General features: G+C 70.1%; 18 protein-coding genes. 13 read left to right on the top strand and 5 right to left on the bottom strand.

What is annotated here, in order from left to right; genetic code table 11:
- Positions 1-149 precede the first annotated feature (149 nt).
- Complete coding sequence (locus tag ACZ7L4_RS42505; RefSeq protein ID WP_472110594.1) at positions 150-2,726, top strand: AAA family ATPase; 2,577 nt, start codon at positions 150-152, stop codon at positions 2,724-2,726.
- Between the two features lie 85 nt (positions 2,727-2,811).
- Here the strand turns inward: ACZ7L4_RS42505 and ACZ7L4_RS42500 are convergent, their stop codons facing one another.
- Together ACZ7L4_RS42500 and ACZ7L4_RS42495 are read right to left on the bottom strand one after the other, a co-directional pair.
- Positions 2,812-3,555 carry a sporulation protein gene (locus ACZ7L4_RS42500; RefSeq protein ID WP_472110592.1) on the bottom strand — a complete coding sequence of 248 codons (744 nt, stop codon included), beginning with the start codon at positions 3,553-3,555 and terminating at the stop codon, positions 2,812-2,814.
- A 149-nt stretch (positions 3,556-3,704) separates the two neighbouring features.
- Positions 3,705-4,268, bottom strand: coding sequence for a hypothetical protein (locus ACZ7L4_RS42495; RefSeq protein ID WP_472110590.1), 564 nt, complete (start codon positions 4,266-4,268; stop codon positions 3,705-3,707).
- Positions 4,269-4,642: 374 nt separating this feature from the next.
- Here ACZ7L4_RS42495 and ACZ7L4_RS42490 point away from each other — a divergent pair, with 374 nt between their 5' ends.
- From ACZ7L4_RS42490 to ACZ7L4_RS42475, 4 genes are all read left to right on the top strand, one after another.
- Positions 4,643-4,981, top strand: coding sequence for a WXG100 family type VII secretion target (locus ACZ7L4_RS42490; protein ID WP_450815182.1), 339 nt, complete (start codon positions 4,643-4,645; stop codon positions 4,979-4,981).
- Between the two features lie 103 nt (positions 4,982-5,084).
- A complete protein-coding gene (locus tag ACZ7L4_RS42485) occupies positions 5,085-6,308 on the top strand; it encodes a WXG100-like domain-containing protein (protein WP_472110611.1) in 1,224 nt (407 codons plus the stop codon).
- A 55-nt stretch (positions 6,309-6,363) separates the two neighbouring features.
- Positions 6,364-6,714, top strand: a complete 351-nt coding sequence (locus ACZ7L4_RS42480) for a hypothetical protein (RefSeq protein WP_472110588.1) — start codon at positions 6,364-6,366, stop codon at positions 6,712-6,714.
- 2 nt (positions 6,715-6,716) lie between these two features.
- On the top strand, positions 6,717-7,355 hold the full coding sequence (locus ACZ7L4_RS42475) for a glycoside hydrolase family protein (protein WP_472110586.1): 639 nt from the start codon (positions 6,717-6,719) through the stop codon (positions 7,353-7,355).
- A gap of 64 nt (positions 7,356-7,419) precedes the next feature.
- Here the strand turns inward: ACZ7L4_RS42475 and ACZ7L4_RS42470 are convergent, their stop codons facing one another.
- On the bottom strand, positions 7,420-8,094 hold the full coding sequence (locus ACZ7L4_RS42470) for a hypothetical protein (protein WP_472110584.1): 675 nt from the start codon (positions 8,092-8,094) through the stop codon (positions 7,420-7,422).
- 170 nt (positions 8,095-8,264) lie between these two features.
- Between ACZ7L4_RS42470 and ACZ7L4_RS42465 the strand changes: the two genes are divergently transcribed.
- The 3 genes from ACZ7L4_RS42465 to ACZ7L4_RS42455 are packed head-to-tail and all read left to right on the top strand — an operon-like array spanning position 8,265 to position 9,913.
- Positions 8,265-8,618: a hypothetical protein gene (locus ACZ7L4_RS42465; protein ID WP_472110582.1), complete on the top strand. Its 354-nt coding sequence runs from the start codon at positions 8,265-8,267 to the stop codon at positions 8,616-8,618.
- Positions 8,619-8,632: 14 nt separating this feature from the next.
- Positions 8,633-9,277 carry a hypothetical protein gene (locus tag ACZ7L4_RS42460; protein ID WP_472110580.1) on the top strand — a complete coding sequence of 215 codons (645 nt, stop codon included), beginning with the start codon at positions 8,633-8,635 and terminating at the stop codon, positions 9,275-9,277.
- Positions 9,278-9,280: 3 nt separating this feature from the next.
- Positions 9,281-9,913 (top strand): hypothetical protein, encoded by a 633-nt coding sequence (locus tag ACZ7L4_RS42455; protein ID WP_472110578.1) that lies wholly within the window; start codon positions 9,281-9,283, stop codon positions 9,911-9,913.
- Between the two features lie 18 nt (positions 9,914-9,931).
- Here ACZ7L4_RS42455 and ACZ7L4_RS42450 read toward each other — a convergent pair whose 3' ends face one another.
- Entirely contained in the window at positions 9,932-10,597 is a 666-nt protein-coding gene (locus ACZ7L4_RS42450) for a hypothetical protein (RefSeq protein WP_472110576.1), read from the bottom strand.
- Between the two features lie 287 nt (positions 10,598-10,884).
- Here ACZ7L4_RS42450 and ACZ7L4_RS42445 point away from each other — a divergent pair, with 287 nt between their 5' ends.
- From ACZ7L4_RS42445 to ACZ7L4_RS42425, 5 genes are all read left to right on the top strand, one after another.
- Positions 10,885-11,238, top strand: a complete 354-nt coding sequence (locus ACZ7L4_RS42445) for a WXG100 family type VII secretion target (protein WP_472110574.1) — start codon at positions 10,885-10,887, stop codon at positions 11,236-11,238.
- A gap of 74 nt (positions 11,239-11,312) precedes the next feature.
- Positions 11,313-12,524 carry a WXG100-like domain-containing protein gene (locus ACZ7L4_RS42440; protein ID WP_472110572.1) on the top strand — a complete coding sequence of 404 codons (1,212 nt, stop codon included), beginning with the start codon at positions 11,313-11,315 and terminating at the stop codon, positions 12,522-12,524.
- 286 nt (positions 12,525-12,810) lie between these two features.
- Positions 12,811-13,137: a WXG100 family type VII secretion target gene (locus tag ACZ7L4_RS42435; protein ID WP_356389436.1), complete on the top strand. Its 327-nt coding sequence runs from the start codon at positions 12,811-12,813 to the stop codon at positions 13,135-13,137.
- Between the two features lie 107 nt (positions 13,138-13,244).
- A complete protein-coding gene (locus tag ACZ7L4_RS42430) occupies positions 13,245-13,535 on the top strand; it encodes a WXG100 family type VII secretion target (protein WP_399228447.1) in 291 nt (96 codons plus the stop codon).
- 95 nt (positions 13,536-13,630) lie between these two features.
- A complete protein-coding gene (locus ACZ7L4_RS42425) occupies positions 13,631-14,251 on the top strand; it encodes a hypothetical protein (RefSeq protein ID WP_472110569.1) in 621 nt (206 codons plus the stop codon).
- 16 nt (positions 14,252-14,267) lie between these two features.
- On the opposite strand, the gene ACZ7L4_RS42420 is transcribed toward ACZ7L4_RS42425, so the two are convergent.
- The gene (locus tag ACZ7L4_RS42420; protein ID WP_472110567.1) at positions 14,268-15,593 is read right to left on the bottom strand and encodes a hypothetical protein; all 1,326 of its coding nucleotides are present in this window, start codon (positions 15,591-15,593) and stop codon (positions 14,268-14,270) included.
- Positions 15,594-15,783: the final 190 nt, after the last annotated feature.

Here is a 15,783-nt window from a genome sequence, read left to right as displayed (position 1 = left end):
GGCCGCCCCGAACCGTTTACGCTGTCCGGACGAACGGCTGAGACGCAAGTGACGCGGGGCCGCCGCGACGGTCGGGGGCGACGACGCGCGACCCACCAGGCCCCGCGGAAACCGGTCGTTCAGGTGCACAGCAGAGACCAGGAGGCACAGTGACCAGTGACCGGGACCAGCGGAACCCGGACCCCGGCGACGGTTCGATCGAGACGGAGCTGACGGGAGAGTTCCGGCTCGATTTCGACGCGCCGTCCTGGTACGCGCAGCCGAGCGAGTCCAGTGCTACGCCGCCGTCCGGCACGCCCGCGACGCCGCCTGCCTCCGGCGCGGCAGGGGGCGCGACTCCTCCTCCGCCGGCGCCGGTTCCCTCGTCCGAGGGTTCCGCGCCGCCGCCGGCCGCTCCTGGGTTCCCTTCTTTCGGGGGTACGGGCGCGGGTGCGGCTCCGGCCCAGGCTCCGGCTTCGGCTCCGGCTTCGGCTCCGGCTTCGGGGGAGGCGGCTCCGGCCGCGCCGCCGGCGGCCCAGCCCGCCGCCGATGCCGACCCCGCCGCGTCGAGCCGCCGCTCCGGGGCCGTCGATCCCACGGGTGACCTGTGGGGGGACGACGATGACGATGACGACGCCGAGGACGGTGCGGAGTCCGCGACGGCGACGTCCGAGACCGCGACGTCCGGTGACGCCGCCGAGGTGAACCAGGCGGCGGACGCGGCCGGTTCGGCTCCGGTCGCACCGCAGGCGGCTCCTGGCCAGCCGGCTCCTGCCGCTCCGCAGCCGCCCGCCGCCGATGGTTACGGCTACCCGCAGCAGCCCGCGCCGCAGCAGCCTGCTCCTGGTCAGCCGGCGCCCGCTGCGCCGCAGCCGCCCACGGCCGACGGTTACGGGTATCCGCAGCCCGCGCCGCAGCAGCCCGCTCCTGGTCAGCCGGCTCCTGCCGCGCCGCAGCCGCCTGCCGCGGGTGGTTATGGCTATCCGCAGCAGCCCGCGCCGGGTTACGGCTACCCGCCGCAGCAGCAGCCCCCGGCTCAGGCTCAGCCGCAGCCCCAGGCTCAGCCCGCTCCCGGTCAGCCGGGCCAGCCGATGCCCCCGCAGCAGCCGGGACCGTACGGCCAGCCCGCTCCGCAGCAGCCCGCGCCTCAGCAGCCGGGTCCGTACGGGGCGCCGCCGCAGCAGCCGGGCCCCTACGGTCAGCCCGCGCCGCAGCAGCCCGCTCCCGGTCAGCCGGCGCCCGCCGCGCCGCAGCCGCCTGCCGCGGGTGGTTATGGCTATCCGCAGCAGCCCGCGCCGGGTTACGGCTACCCGCCGCAGCAGCAGCCCCCGGCTCAGCCGCAGCCCCAGGCCCAGCCCGCTCCCGGCCAGGACCCGGCCGCCCAGGCGCCGCCCGCGCCGCAGGCCCCGTACGGTCAGCCGCCGCAGCAGGGCCAGCCCGCTCCGGGTCAGCCGGTCCCCGGCCAGCCCGCTCCAGGGCAGCAGGCCGCTCCCGGTGCCCCCGCCCCGAACGCGTACCCGCAGCCGGCCGTCGACCCGCGCGCGGGCTGGGACCCGGGTGCGGGCCAGCAGCGTTCGGCGCCCGGCGCCCCGCTCGGCTACAACGCGCAGGTCGAGCTCAGCTCGGACCGCCTCCTGCGCAACCAGCCGAAGCGCAAGAACAACAACAAGGGCCCCAGCAAGTTCAAGTTGGGCGCCAAGGCGGCGGAGGCCGAGCGGCAGCGCAAGCTCCAGATGATGCGCACGCCGGTCATGTCCTGCTACCGGATCGCCGTCATCAGCCTCAAGGGCGGCGTCGGCAAGACGACGACCACGATGTCGATCGGCGCGACCCTCGCCTCGGAGCGCCAGGACAAGATCCTGGCGATCGACGCCAACCCGGACGCCGGCACGCTCGGCCGCCGTGTGCGTCGCGAGACCGGTGCGACCATCCGCGACCTGGTGCAGAACATTCCGCACCTGCACTCGTACATGGACATCCGCCGGTTCACCTCGCAGGCCCCGTCGGGCCTGGAGATCATCGCCAACGACGTGGACCCGGCCGTCTCGACGTCCTTCAACGACGCCGACTACCGCTCCGCCCTCGACGTCCTGGGCAAGCAGTACCCGATCATCCTCACGGACTCGGGCACCGGCCTGCTCTACTCGGCGATGCGCGGAGTCCTTGACCTGGCCGACCAGTTGGTCATCATCTCGACGCCGTCCGTCGACGGTGCCTCGAGCGCCAGCACGACTCTCGACTGGCTGTCGGCGCACGGCTACGCGGACCTCGTCCAGCGTTCCCTCACGGTCATCTCCGGGGTCCGTGAGACCGGCAAGATGATCAAGGTGGACGACATCGTCAGCCACTTCGAGACGCGCTGCCGCGGCGTGGTCGTCGTCCCGTTCGACGAGCACCTGGCGGCGGGCGCCGAGGTCGACCTCGACATGATGCGCCCGAAGACGCGTGAGGCGTACTTCGAGATCGCGGCGCTGATCGCCGAGGACTTCGCGCAGCGCGCCGAGGCGCAGATGCAAGCGGGCGGCATGTACGGCGGCCAGCAGCAGCCGGGCATGCCCCCGGCCGGCTTCCCGCCGCAGCAGCAGGGCTTCGGCCAGCAGCCGCCGGCGGCCCCGCAGGGCTACGGCTACCCGCAGCAGCAGCAACAGCCGCCGCAGGCCCCGCAACAGCCACAGCAGCAGCCGCCCCAGCAGCCGGGTGGCGGCGGCCTCCCGTCGGGCTGGACGACGCAGCAGCCGCCGCAGTAGGCGACAGCGGTACGAGTACGCAAACGAGGGAGGGGCCACGTCCGAGTCGGACGCGGCCCCTCCCTCGTACGGCGTTACGCGTGCTTCACCGCTGGAAGGTGGCCCGTAGATGCTGGTCGAGCCAGGCGGTCCACGCGGGCAGATCGATGTTGCTGTACGAGAAGGGGTACGGCCCGTGCGGGCCGGTGATCAGGTCGAGCGAGTCGTGGCGCGCCACGAACACCGTCTCCAACTGCCCGCCCGGACGCCGGTAGTCGGAGGGGAACCACATCTCGATCTCCTGCCAGTAATCGGTCTGCGAGTTCCGGCCGCCGCTCGGAGTCCCCTTCTTCACCTCCGCCTCGTCGAAGCGGAAACCGAGGTTGGCGTACGCCTGCAGCAGCGCGTCCTGCGCCGGCAGCGCGTGCACCTGGATCTCGTCGAAGTCACCGCGGTCCACGGCGTTGTCGACGGTCAGCTCGGTACGCACCGCGACCCGCGCCCCCTTGAGCGGTCGCCCGCCCAGGACGTGCGTCAACGGGGTCTCCCACGGCACCTCGAACGTGACCTGCCCGTCCTTCGTCTCCCCGGCCTTCAGCTCGAACTTCTCACCGAGCACGAGGGACTTGACGACACCCGGATTGCTCCACAGGGTCTCGGTCTCCTCCCGGTCCTCGAACCGGGTGACGATCTCGATCCGTACCCGCTCGACCTCGATGTCCACGGAGCCGCCCTGCAGTTGCACATTGCAGTGCAGCTGATCCCCGGGCCGTACGGCGTTCGCACTGAGCGTGGTCTCGACCTCGGGCGCACCGACCCCGAGCGAACTGAGGAACTTCCGAAAAGCCACGAATACCCACTCCCCGGGCCGCCGACATCTCCACCCGGACTCTCCGGGAACCCGCCCCGACCCGCCGCGGGAACCCTAACGCGACGGTGCGGGGTGGCACTTGGGGCAGGAAGAATCCGCGCGGCCGAAGGCGGGCCGGTACGGCGTCGCTACCAGAGCACGATCCGGAAGACGATCGAACCCAGAAGGCCGAGCCCGCCGATGACCCACAGCCACTCCTCTGTCGCCTTCACGGGCCTCGGCAGCAGCTGCTCCGCCTCGCGGCGACTCGGGCCGACTCCCTTCTTGGGGAAGGAGCCGGCGACCGCGCAGGTCAGGCCGTAGCCGAGAACCATCAGGAAGAAGAAGCCGACGCACAGGTTGTTGGCGACGGACAGGAGGCTGGTGACGGAGAGCTCGCCGTCGCTCGACCGGTTGACCTCGAGGTCGGACGCCTTCTCCCGGACGACCCGGTTGATCGCGTCGGCGTCGGCCTTGCCCGACAGGGAGATCTCCGCAGTCCGGTCCACGGTGCCGCCGTCCGAGGAGCGGAAGCTCCCGGTGCACTTCGCCCCCTTGAGGACCTTCGATCCGTTGTGCACGGAACCACCGGAACTGCCCTGCCCGTACTCCGGCGCGCACGTCCGGACGGTGAACTTCCCCTGCGTACCGAAGAGGCCGGTGGCAGCGGCAGCGCCGGAGAATGTGACGACCGCGACGATGATGGATGCCACCACCAGTACGATGCCGAACGCGCGCCCGACGGGCGACGGTGGTGCGGCCACGGGCACGGGCTGGGAAGCCCCCGCGAATCCCTTGGCAGGTGGCTGCGGCGGAAGTGCTGATGACATCGGATTCCCCCAGGCGGCCGCGGTGACGGAGCGAGCGGCCACTTGAAATTGATCTTTGCCGGTTGGCTGAATCGAGTTGCTGAGTTTCGGCGCACTGGCGGCCGAATGGCAGCAGAACGGTAACGGACCACGGTGACTGTGGTGCGTGTGACGTGTGAAGATGCCGTTTGTCCGGCTCTGGCCGATGCGGCCGTCGACTAACCTGATGGCCGGGATTCGACTGTGGTCCCGTTGGTTACAGGCAGCAGGGGGAAGACATGGCGGGCCCGCAGTTCGATGTCGATCCGGACGTCCTGAAGGCGCAGGCGCGGAGCTTTGACCGGATGGCGAGCGAGTTCGCCACCAAGTCGAAGGCTTTCGAGGAACGGATGAAGGCACTCGAGAAGGGTTGGGGCGAGGACGACGTCAAGCTCGTCAGCGCGCTTCTCGATGTGTACGGGCCAGTGAGCGGGGGCATCCTCGGCGCCCTCGATCACCTCGGCGAGGCCCTGAAGGGCGTGGGCGAGAAGCTCGAATCCACGGCGCGCAGCTACGAGCAGACCGAAGAGGATCACTACCACGCGCTGAAGCAGGCAGGTCAGCAGCGTCACGGCTGATCCGATCCGCGCGCGGCCGTCGGGCCGCCCGTCCGTGTCCCATCCGCGTTCGCCGATACGGCGGCGCAACTCCGTGTCCTGAGGGGAAAATCCCGTGTCCATCATGCTGCCCGGGGAGCTCGACTGGGTTCTCGATCTGCTGGGTTTCGAATGGCCGAACATCGATGAGGACCTGCTTTTCCAGGCCGCTCAGGAATGGCGTGACTTCGGTCAGGCCGTTTCCGAGTACCAGGAGCAGGGAAATGCGGCGGCCAGTCTCGTCATGAGCGCGCACGTCGGCGATGCCGCCGATGCCTTCATGAAGGAGTGGAGCAAGTTCGCCGACAACGGTCTCGGTGTCGGTGGGGCCGGGATCGGCTATCTCGACGGACTGGCCGGCGCCGGTGAAGTGCTGTCGCTGATGCTCGAGATGTGCGCGATCGCCGTGATCGCCCTGAAGATCTTCGTCATTGTTCAACTCATCGACCTGGCCATCGAGTTCGCCATTGCCCAGGCGTCCGCCCCGGTCACGCTCGGCGCGTCCGAGGCGGCGCTCGCCGGCCGCATCGTCATGATCCGGATGCTGGTCAAGCGCGCCCTGACCGAGGCGGCGCAGAAGGTCCAGGAGGCGGTCGTCAAGGCCGTCAAGGAGCGCGTCGTCGTCAAGGCCAAGGACATGGCCGTCGACCTGGCGAAGGACGTCGGCAAGAAGGTGGCCGGCGAGCTGGCCTCCCAGGGCATCAAGGCGTCGTTCGGTGCGGGCGGCAGCTGGGGCGAGAGCCTGACGTCGCTCGGCGTCGCCGCCGCCAACCCGGTGCTGGGCAAGGTCGCCGGAGAGATCAAGGAAGACGACGACGGTTCCGGCTACCACTTCGAGACGAAGGCGGGCGGCAAGGTCGTCGAGGGCGCGATCGGCGTGGCCCAGGGCGACTCGGAAGGCCTGTCGAAGATGGCGCAGGGCTCGGGCGAGCTCTTCAACAACTTCACGGAGAAGAAGGGCGCGGAGTCGGGCAGCGGCACGACCCCGGAGTCCGGCGGCGGTTCCGGGGAGGGTTCCGGCGGCGGGACGACGTCGCAGTCCGGTGGTGGCACGACGGCCGAGTCCGGTGGTGGCGGTACGACCTCGGAGTCCGGTGGCACCACTTCGGAGTCCGGTGGCGGGACGTCTCAGGGGTCCGGCGGCGGTACGACCGAGGGTTCCGGAGAGGGCGCCACCTCACAGGAGTCGGGCAACGGCACCTCGCAGGAGGCCGCCGCGGCCCAGGCGCCGCCGGAGCCCAGGGAGGGCGGGGCATCGAGCGCCGAGGGCATCCCCGAGAACGACCGCGTCCGTACCGTATTCGGCTGACCGGCCGCACCGACATCCCGCCGCACGCCCCCCCTGACGAGGAGACGAACACAGCATGAGCACCGGAAACCAATTCGGCCCGCAGGGTGAGCGGGAGTACCCGATCGAGGACACGAATCTGACCGAGGAGCAGAACGAGCACCTCACCGCGTCCCTCCGCAAGGTGCGTGACATGAAGGACGCGCCGCCCGCGCTGCAGGATCTCGCGCGTCAACTCCTGGGTGGGCGTATGGAGTTGAAGGACGTGCTCGATTCGCCGTCCGGTCATCGTGCCCTGGGTGAGGGGCTCGCCGGCATGCGGGAGCAGTGGCGGAACATGTCTCCGCAGGAGCGGCAGAAGGTGCGGGACTACGACCCGGACGAGGACCCGAAGAACGCCCCGGGGCGTGACGGCAGGATTCGTTAGTAATGTCGGCTACCGACAGCGAGGCGTGGCAGCGCCGCCGGGACCGTCGCTCGTTCACGTACCGGCGGGGCACGGGCTGGATCATCGGCGGCGTGCTCGTCGTTTTCGCCGTCAAGATCCTGTTCTCCGCGGGCGGTTGGGTCGGCTGGCATGTCACTCCCCAGGAAGGGGTCGGCACGCCCGGAGTGTTCAGGTTCACCGCGTGCGCGCCCGCCGGGGACGACTACCGGTGCACGGGTGCGTTCCGCGAGGACGGAGGGGAGCGACGGACGTTCGACGACGCCGTCTTCATGGCCCACACCGAGCAGTTCAAGGGCGGCCTCGCGTCTGTGTACCGGACGCCGGAGGGTGACTACTCGTACGGCAACCCGGGCGAGGTCACCAAGGGGATGCTCGGTGGTGCGTCCCTGGCGTCCGGTGCCGCCGCCCTGATGGTCGGCATCGGAACCTTCTTCCTGGCGACCGGATACACCCCGCGTCCGCCGCGGATGGCCGGCTGGTCCCGGTGGGGGCGCGTTCCCTTCGGGGAGGCGTGGCAGGTCGTGCGCTCCCGCGCCCCGCTGCTCTGGCCGATCGTCGGCTTCTGTGTCCTGGGGCTGGTGCTGCTGGTGACAGGGCCGCTGGTGGTCTTCTTGACGTAAGGAACGCGCAGCAACGCCGTGGGCCCCGAGCCGTACTCGACTCGGGGCCCACGTGTGTGACCGGTCAGATGAAGATCTTCGTCAGGATGACGCCGACGGCGGCGGCGGAGGCCACAGTGATCACCGCGCCGCGTGTACCGGGGCCGACGTTCTGACGCCAGGCGACCTTGAGCGGGGCACTCCCGCCGCCGCCCCGCGGCCAGTCGGCCGCGAGGCAGAAGATCCCGGCCGCGAGGAAGAAGAGGCCGCCCAGAGCCATCAACGCGGAATGCTCCGTCTTCTGCGGGTTTGATGTGTTGAACTCGCCGACGAAGTTTCCGAGGGCAGAGTCGGGGTTCAGGCGGGCCGTGTGCAGCTCTGTGCCCTTGCCTCCGGTGTTCATCAGGTTGCGGATGTAGCCGTCGCCGTCCGGGACCGGGGCGTCGTCGGGGTGCAGCGTCATACGGACGGATGTGGCGCCCGCGGCGCCCCCGTCGGGACGGAACGTGCCGTTGCACGTCACCTGCGGTTCGTGCGAGGAGCCGTTCTTGTGGGAACTGCCGCCGGGAGTCCTGCCGAAGGATCGTTCGCACGAACTCGCCGTGAATGTCCCGCTGGTTCCGATATTCCCGCTGGAGTAGACCGCCTGGAACGAGAACCAGGCCGTCAACCCGAGGAAGGCCGCGATGAAGACGAATCCGAGAGCGCCGCGGTCCCGCAAGCGGGTTCTCGGCGGCTGCGTTGCCACGGTCTGACTCACGAATGCCGACTTTCGGTGGGGGGTATTACGATCGCGGGCCCGGCGGCCCGGTCCGTTAGGGTACGGGACGCGATGTGCCGCCTGGGCCAGTGTTCGGGCCGGGAGCCGGAGGCCGGCGATGAGGGCGCTTCGCCACATACACATGACACACAGCTAGGGGGCGCCACAGCATGAGTAGTGGTGGAAATGGATACGGCCCGCAGGGTGAGCGGGAGTACCCGATCGAGGACAAGAACCTCACCGAAGAGCAGAACGAGCACCTCACCGCCTCGCTCCGCAAGGTGCGTGACATGAAGGACGCGCCGCCCGCGCTGCAGGATCTCGCGCGTCAACTCCTTGGCGGACGGATGGAGTTGAAGGACGTGCTGGATTCGCCGTCCGGGCACCGTGCCCTGGGCGAGGGACTCGCCGGCATGCGGGAGCAGTGGCGGAACATGTCCCCGCAGGAGCGGCAGAAGGTGCGGGAGTACGACCCGGACGAGGACCCGAAGAACGCTCCCGGGCCCGACCGCAGGATTCGTTGAGGGCAGGCACGCACGTGACATCCACGGGGGCCGCCGAGCAGTACGTGGCTCGGCGCGATTACATCTTCCGGCGCATGTTCGGCTGGATCGTCGGCGTGGGCATCGTGGCCATCGGCTGCGCCACGGCCTGGGCGGGCGTCGGGTACCTCGACGGGCATGTCTCGGTCTCCGCGCGGCCCGGCTCGCTGGTGGTGCGGTCGTGCGAGCCCGCGGGCGCCGAGTACACCTGCGCCGGCACCTTCGAGGACGACAAGACCGGTGAACGCACCGGGGGCGCCACCATGACGTGGAGCCGCGATGCCATCCCCAGCGCCGCGATCCCCGCGTTCAAGACGGACGACGGCTACACGGCCACGGCCGACGGCGAGCTCACCACGGGCAAGCTGTCCCGGGCCCTGTTCTGGCTCGGCCTCACGGACCTGTTCTGGCTGGTCGGCGCCTTCTTCCTGCTGACCGGCTACCAGCCACGGCCGGCTCTCCACTACGGGCCGTTCATCGGTGTCTGGCGCGAACGTGAACGCCGCTTCGGCCGGGTCACCCTGGAGGAGGCGTGGCACGTCGTGCGGCACGAGCGCGGTCCGGCGCTGCCGATCCTCGCCGTCGTGACGGTGCTGTGCCCGGTGCTGTTCGTCGGGAGCTGGCTGGCAGGGGGTGCGTGACACATGGCGTTGCAGGACGGCGACCTGCGGGAGCGCTTCGCGTCGCGCAGTGGCTACGTTCTCCGGCACCTGGGCGGCTGGCTGCTCGGGACCTTCGTCATCCTCATGGGGCTCTTCTTCGGGCTCGCAGGGGCCGGCGCCCTCGACGGGCATGTGACCGTGTCGGCAACCCCCGGCACGCTCCGCGTCGAGTCGTGCCGGCTGGCTGACGATCACTACGTGTGCAAAGGCACGTTCGAGAGCAAGATCGGCGGGGAGACGGCGACCGACATCTCGATGGAGCGGATCGGTCGCGCCGAACCGGGCGAGCAAGTGGACGCCTACAAGATGTCGGACGGGTACGCCGCGTACCCCACCGACGGGCTGGAGCCGAGCGAGCTGTCCCGCGGCCTCTTCCTCGTCGGGGCCGGGGTGTTCGCCGTGACCTGCGGGTTGTTTGCTGTCCTCACGGGGTACTCGCCGCGCCCCAGCTATACGAACCGGCGTCCTGACCCGTCGTACGGCCGCATCGGCCTGGCACAGGCGTGGCGCGGTCTTGGTGGCTGGGGCCCGGTGCGGCTGATCCTCTGCGGGGTCGCGGGCGCCGGCGTGCTCATCGCCGTATGGGGTGCGGTCGTGTCGCTCCTGTACCGCTGAGGTCCGGGCGGACGACCGCTACAGCGCAAGTCCCAGCAGCAACGACACCACCACACCCAGCGCCCCGACCCCGGCAAGGCCGAAGAGGACCGGCCGCGTCGCGCCGCCCGCCGTGGAGCGCCACGCGGTGCCGAACGGCACCCGGCTGCGCGACCCGGTGTAGCCGCTCACCATCGCGAACGCGCCCAGGGCGGTGCCGATCAGCATCCCGAAGGCGAAGGTGAACAGCAGGCCGGCGTTCCAGGCGTTGGCCTCGACGTACGAGAACCGCTCGCTCGGCAGCGTCGAGGCGGATTCGGTCTGCGTCACCGAGACCTTCGACCCGGCGGGGTGCGAGGACTCGGGCTCGAGGTAGGCGTGGGGGTCGTCGCCCTTGCCGCCGTCCGCGGTGAACGTCCCCTGGCACTTCACCTCTTCACGCGTACGGTGCTTGCCGTGCGAGCGGTAACTGACGGTCTGCGTCGAGCACTTGGACACCGTGAACTCGCCGTGCGAACCGCGCAGCCCGGCGGCGTACGTGGCCTGCCAGACGAAGATGCCGCTCGCGATGAGCGTGACGAGCATGACGCCGACGCCGATGAGGCGCGCCACGAACGGGACCTGGTGCTTCGGCGGCACGGGCATGGGAGCGGGCGCCTGCGGCGGCGGGTGGGCGCCGGGCGGCTGCTGTGGGTGGTGGGACATCTTTCGGGTGATTCCCCCTGTGCCGAATGGATCGCGGTACTCGCGGTACGCCCGTCGCCGCGCCTCACGGAGACGGTTGTGGACAGTTGCGGAACGCTACCGCAGGTACATGGCAATCGTGCGAGGAGGCGGTGAAGACCGGCGCTTGGTGGCGAGTGGTGTGTGTCGGGATCACTAAGGTCGCGTTGTCGGACATCTACGTTCGGGGGCTCGGGCCGCCGCGCGCGTCAACTGCGCGCCAACGGGACCTACTTGAGCGACACGCACGCACATTCATGGGGGAGCACATGGCAGGTTTCGGATCGGGCAGCTTCGACGTCGACCCGGCGGTGCTCAAGGAACAGGCAGCCACGTTCGGCGAGTTGGGCAAGTCCTTCAAGGCCGCGACGAAGACGCTCAAGGACGCCCTCGAAAGCGCCGAGGGTGACTGGGGCGAGGACATCATCGGCACCTTCAACGACATCTACGAGCCGGTCCGCGAAGGCATGAACACCTCGATGGAGCACCTCGCCGACGAGCTCGACAAGATCGGCGGCAACCTGAAGGTGATGGCCACCCAGTACGAGGTGACCGAGGACGACCAGGCCCAGATCATGATCGGGCAGCAGTCGAGCCGCCCGGGCCTGGGCATGCAGTTCTGACCGTCGGACCTGTCGGCGGGTTGCACCGACACACACGTACCACCAACACACGAACCACGGGGGAGTGACACGGCATGGCTCTGACCCTGCCCGACGAGGTCGCATGGGTTCTTGACCTGCTCGGCTACAGCTGGCCCGACGCCGACGAGGACAAGATCCACGAAGCGGCCGAGGCATGGCGGCAGTTCGCCACCGCCGTACGGGACACGCAGAACGGCGGTACGAGCGCCGCGAGCGCCGTACTGGGATCGAACTCCGGCGACGCGGCGCAGGGTTTCGAGGACGCGTGGAAGAAGTTCTCGGGCGGCGGGGGCGGCTACCTCGACGACGCCGCGATGGCCGCCGAGATCCTGGCCTTCGCGCTCGACGCGGTCGCCCTGATCGTCGTGGCCAGCAAGATCGCTGTGATCGCGCAGCTCATCGCGCTGGCCTTCGAGATCGCCGCGGCGCAGGCGGCGGCACCGGTGACGTTCGGTCTCTCGGAGATCGGCGCGGCCGGGGCGACCCAGGCGACCCGGCTCATCGTGCGCCGCATCCTCGACGAGCTGAAGCAGAAGCTCATCCAGCAGGTGACGCAGGCCGTCGAGCAGCAGGCGGTGCAGTCGGTCAAGGAGATCGTCCTCGACGTCGTGAAGGAAGCGGCCGTCGAGGCGGGCAAGGCGGCCGGGCAGAACCTCCTCCAGCAGGGTGTGCAGAACCACTTCGGCGCGCAGGACGGCATGAAGTGGGGCGAGGCGGCCGTGGTCGGCGCGGGCACGTTCGCGTCGGAGACCGTCAACGGTGCCGCGGGTGCCATCGACGAGGCCGCGGGCCGGTTCGGGCCAGCAGGGCAGATGCTCGGCGGAGCCGCGAGCGCCGGGCTCGGCGCGGTCGGTGAGGGCATCGGCGAAGGTGTCCACGCGACGGGCGAGGGCGTGGGTCAGGGTGCCGGGGCGGCGGCCCAGGGCATCGTCGACAGCACGGCCGAGAGCCTGCCGGGTGCGGGTGACGCCGTCACGGAGGCGCTGGACCCGCGCTCGATGGTCTCGTCACCGGGCGAGACGGCCCAGGGTGTGATGGACGGCGCGGTCGAGGGCGCGACCGGGGCGCTCGGGGACGCGGCGCAGGGCGGGCTCGGACGCCTGAGAGGTGAGCAGCCGGCGGCGGAGGATCCGAGTGCCGGGCCGGGCAATGGAGATGGCGCGAGCGGTGCGTCCGGTACGTCTGGCACATCCGGCACATCCGGCTCGTCCGGCCGCTCCGGACACACCGCGGAGGACGCCCGCGCCAGGTCGGTCTTCGGCTGACGTAACCGATGTAAGTCGCGTAAGCGGCGTAACCACCGTAACTGTCGTAACTGATGTAACGGACGTAAGGGGCCTGTGTGAGCAGTGTGACCCCGTGTCGATCCGTGACATTGTGTGGATCCTGTCACGGCACGGCCGGTCACCTGGGAACCGCCTTGGGTGACCGTGTCAGTTGTGGCTAAAGTACTGTCGCGGCACTATCGAGAAGTGCCACCCGCGCCCCAGTTCCCTTCGGGAGTCGAGCGGCGCGGGGACCGATGTCGAATTCTCATGGGGGCTAGTGGCCATGGCCGGTCAATTTAATGTGACGCACGAGGAGATGGTCGCGTTCAGCGGCCGTATCTCCCAGGTGAACGAGTCCATCCAGGGTGAGATCCAGCGACTGCAGACGGTGGTCGACTCGATCACCTCCGGCTGGAAGGGCCAGGCGGCCACTGCGTACAACAACCTGCAGAACCAGGTGAACGAGGACGCCACCGCCCTCAACCGCGTGCTGAACGAGATCAAGGAAGCGATCGACGCGACCGCCCAGAACTACCAGACGTCCGAGGACGAGCAGGCCTCGTCGATCTCGCACGTCGCCTCGGGCGCGGAGGCCTCTCCCTTCGGATGAGCCGCCCCGACCGCTGATCCGGCGCCGCGAGGAGCCGACGGCGGGCAGTGCGTCACCGACGTAATCCTTCTTCACCTTTCCGTCCAACATCCCCCGGGGGAGACATCATGTCCGGTCAGGTTCTGGTCAATTTCCAGACCATTTCCCAGGCTTCGCAGGACGTCAAGTCCACGGCCAGCAACGTCCGCCAGCAGCTCGACGACCTCGAGGCCGGCGTCAAGCGCATCGCTTCGACCTGGGAAGGTTCGGCCCAGGAGGGCTACCAGGCCAAGCAGCAGGAGTGGGACCAGCGCGCCGCGTCCCTGCACCAGACGCTCGAGTCGATCGCCCGCGCGCTCGACACGGCCGCCCAGAACTACCAGGCGACCGAGAGCCGCAACACCAGCGTCTGGTCGTAAGGCTTAGCGCGTAGCCATACGTGACCGGGGGCGGCGGGTGCACTTGCACCGGCCGCCCCCGGTGGCATGTACGAGGGCGTACGGGGGGCCACTCGATGAAGCCGGAGCACCGAAGTCACGTCGAGCCGCGCCTGCGGCCGGGCGAGGAACTGATCGCCGCCTGCCCGTGCGAACTGGCGCCAGGAATGCCGGACCCGCCGCTGTGGCTGCGGCGCCCGCCGCGGCGGGAGACCGACCTCGAGCGTCGGATCAAGTCCCGGCTTCCCGGGCCCGTGCGGAACTTCCTGCGGCCCAGCGAGCCGAAGCCCATGGGGCGCTTCGAGAGGGCCATGGAGACGCCCGAGTGGGCGATCGACAACGCCCTGATGCGGGCCGCGCATGGCAAGGCCCTGCACGGCGGCTGGGACGGCCAGGCCGGACAATTCCTGGTGACGCACTACAGCGCCGCATACGTGCCTGCCGTGACACTTCTGCTCGCCGTGACCGACCGCCGAGTCCTGGTGCTCGCCGACCGGGCGAAGCTGTGGCAGTTCAAGCAGGTGTACGAGCCCCTGTGGGAGGCCCCCCGGGCGTCCGTCGCGGAGATCCGCGCGAACCCGAAGGGCCTCGTCCAACGCGGCCGCTTCGAACTCGCCTTCGCGGACGGTTCGTGGATCGCGCTGGTGGCGTCGGTGCCGACGTACGCCGCGGGGTTTGCGGCGCGGGTGGGGCCGTGAGCCGGCGGTCGGCGCGTCAGTGCTCCGTCGCCGTCGCTGTCGCCGGGGTGCGTTCCTCCTTCGCGAGGAGTTGACCGACGAGCGGCGCGAGGACCACCACGAGTGCCGTCCAGACCCGCCAGCCACCGTTCGCCGGTACGAGCAGCGCACCCACCGCGGCCGCCGCGACCAGTAGTCCGGCCACGAGGCCCATCGGCACCGTGCGCGGCCAGAAGGCGCCGAGTTCGAGGAGCCGGGTGCGGCGACCCGGGTCGACGGTGAACGCATCGCGCGCTCCTGTTCCCGCTTCCGCCGCGATGCGCGTCGCGACCGTACCGGGAACCCGCCCCGGCAGCTGCCACCCGTCGTCCGCCACGAAGTCCGCGGCGACCTTGGCCTTGCCGCCGCCGCGAGGGTCCCACAGAAGCCACCCCTGGGCGCCGGTGAGCACGGGAGCCGCCGCCTGCAGCATCGCCGAGACGGCCAACGGCACGTCCGCACCCGCATCGGTCCGCAGCGTCAGACACGCGTAACGACTGGCGCTCTTCCCGCTGTTGGCCTGCTTGCCGTCGCCGCTCGCGGCCTCCTCCACGTGCTCCGCCTGCCCGGTCACGACGGTCCGCAGCGCGATCCAGTCGCCGTCCACGCGCCGTGCGCCACGAGGGCGCGCTGCCACTCCGGTCCCCACGGCCACGGCCAGGACGACCGCGATCAGCCACCCGACGGCGACGAACGGGATGTTGCGGGACGGCAGGGCATGCCCGGTGAGCTGCCCCTCGACGGCGTCGACCGAGGTGTCACCGACCGCACCGAGACCGGGCTGCGCCGGCACGTAGGCCACCTCGTAGGTGTCTCCCACGCCTCGTACGCCCTTGCCGCTGTACGCGCGGAACGTCGCCGGGGTGGCCTTGCCGCCGTCCGCCGACGGCAGGTTGACGGTGTAGTCGGCCATCGCCGAACTCCGCGAACTGCTCCCCGAGGCGTCCACGTTGGCGACGGAGACGATCGGCAACTCCTCGATCACGTAGTCGGCGTCCGCGATGGCGGCGGCCGTCCCGGAACGCTCGGGCTGAGCGAACCCGAGACACACGGCGAGTACCGCCGTGGTCACCACGGCGACCGCGACCGCGGTGACCCGGCCCCAGACCCAACGCGTCCCGTGGACCGTCGCGGGCACCCCGCTGTCACGCGGCCCCTGAACCGACGCCACCGCCAGCCCGTACGCCTCCGCGCGCGACACCCGCCGCCCGGAACGCACCTGCCCTGCGACCGCCCCCACACATCCGACGAGAACGACGAGCCCGGCCCACGCGAGCGAGGCCCTGACCACCCCGGCCCCCAAAAACAACCAGCCACCCGTCATGACGACAAGAGCACCGACCCCGAGGCCAGAAACCCACCGCCCGAGCCGAACGGCCGCGGTATTCATCGGGCTCATCGCACTCATTTCACTGATTTCACTCATCCGAGATTCCCGAACTTCCGAACTTCCCGGGCTTTCCGAACGTCCCGAGTTTTCGGCGTCAGGTCTTTCCTTCACGCTGTGCGCGCCC

This window comes from Streptomyces sp. NPDC107575 (genome assembly GCF_055657265.1).
Note: the sequence above shows the minus strand (reverse complement) of the source record. Positions and strands in the feature narration are given on the sequence as shown.

What these genes read in the sequence shown, in the direction of transcription:
- ACZ7L4_RS42490 (WP_450815182.1), top strand. Translation starts at nt 4,643, where the DNA reads ATGGCGGGCCCGCAGTTCGATGTCGATCCGGACGTCCTGAAGGCGCAG.
- ACZ7L4_RS42485 (WP_472110611.1), top strand. Translation starts at nt 5,085, where the DNA reads ATGCTGCCCGGGGAGCTCGACTGGGTTCTCGATCTGCTGGGTTTCGAA.
- ACZ7L4_RS42480 (WP_472110588.1), top strand. Translation starts at nt 6,364, where the DNA reads ATGAGCACCGGAAACCAATTCGGCCCGCAGGGTGAGCGGGAGTACCCG.
- ACZ7L4_RS42475 (WP_472110586.1), top strand. Translation starts at nt 6,717, where the DNA reads ATGTCGGCTACCGACAGCGAGGCGTGGCAGCGCCGCCGGGACCGTCGC.
- ACZ7L4_RS42465 (WP_472110582.1), top strand. Translation starts at nt 8,265, where the DNA reads ATGAGTAGTGGTGGAAATGGATACGGCCCGCAGGGTGAGCGGGAGTAC.
- ACZ7L4_RS42455 (WP_472110578.1), top strand. Translation starts at nt 9,281, where the DNA reads ATGGCGTTGCAGGACGGCGACCTGCGGGAGCGCTTCGCGTCGCGCAGT.
- ACZ7L4_RS42450 (WP_472110576.1), bottom strand. Translation starts at nt 10,597, where the DNA reads ATGTCCCACCACCCACAGCAGCCGCCCGGCGCCCACCCGCCGCCGCAG.
- ACZ7L4_RS42445 (WP_472110574.1), top strand. Translation starts at nt 10,885, where the DNA reads ATGGCAGGTTTCGGATCGGGCAGCTTCGACGTCGACCCGGCGGTGCTC.
- ACZ7L4_RS42440 (WP_472110572.1), top strand. Translation starts at nt 11,313, where the DNA reads ATGGCTCTGACCCTGCCCGACGAGGTCGCATGGGTTCTTGACCTGCTC.
- ACZ7L4_RS42435 (WP_356389436.1), top strand. Translation starts at nt 12,811, where the DNA reads ATGGCCGGTCAATTTAATGTGACGCACGAGGAGATGGTCGCGTTCAGC.
- ACZ7L4_RS42430 (WP_399228447.1), top strand. Translation starts at nt 13,245, where the DNA reads ATGTCCGGTCAGGTTCTGGTCAATTTCCAGACCATTTCCCAGGCTTCG.
- ACZ7L4_RS42425 (WP_472110569.1), top strand. Translation starts at nt 13,631, where the DNA reads ATGAAGCCGGAGCACCGAAGTCACGTCGAGCCGCGCCTGCGGCCGGGC.
- ACZ7L4_RS42420 (WP_472110567.1), bottom strand. Translation starts at nt 15,593, where the DNA reads ATGACGGGTGGCTGGTTGTTTTTGGGGGCCGGGGTGGTCAGGGCCTCG.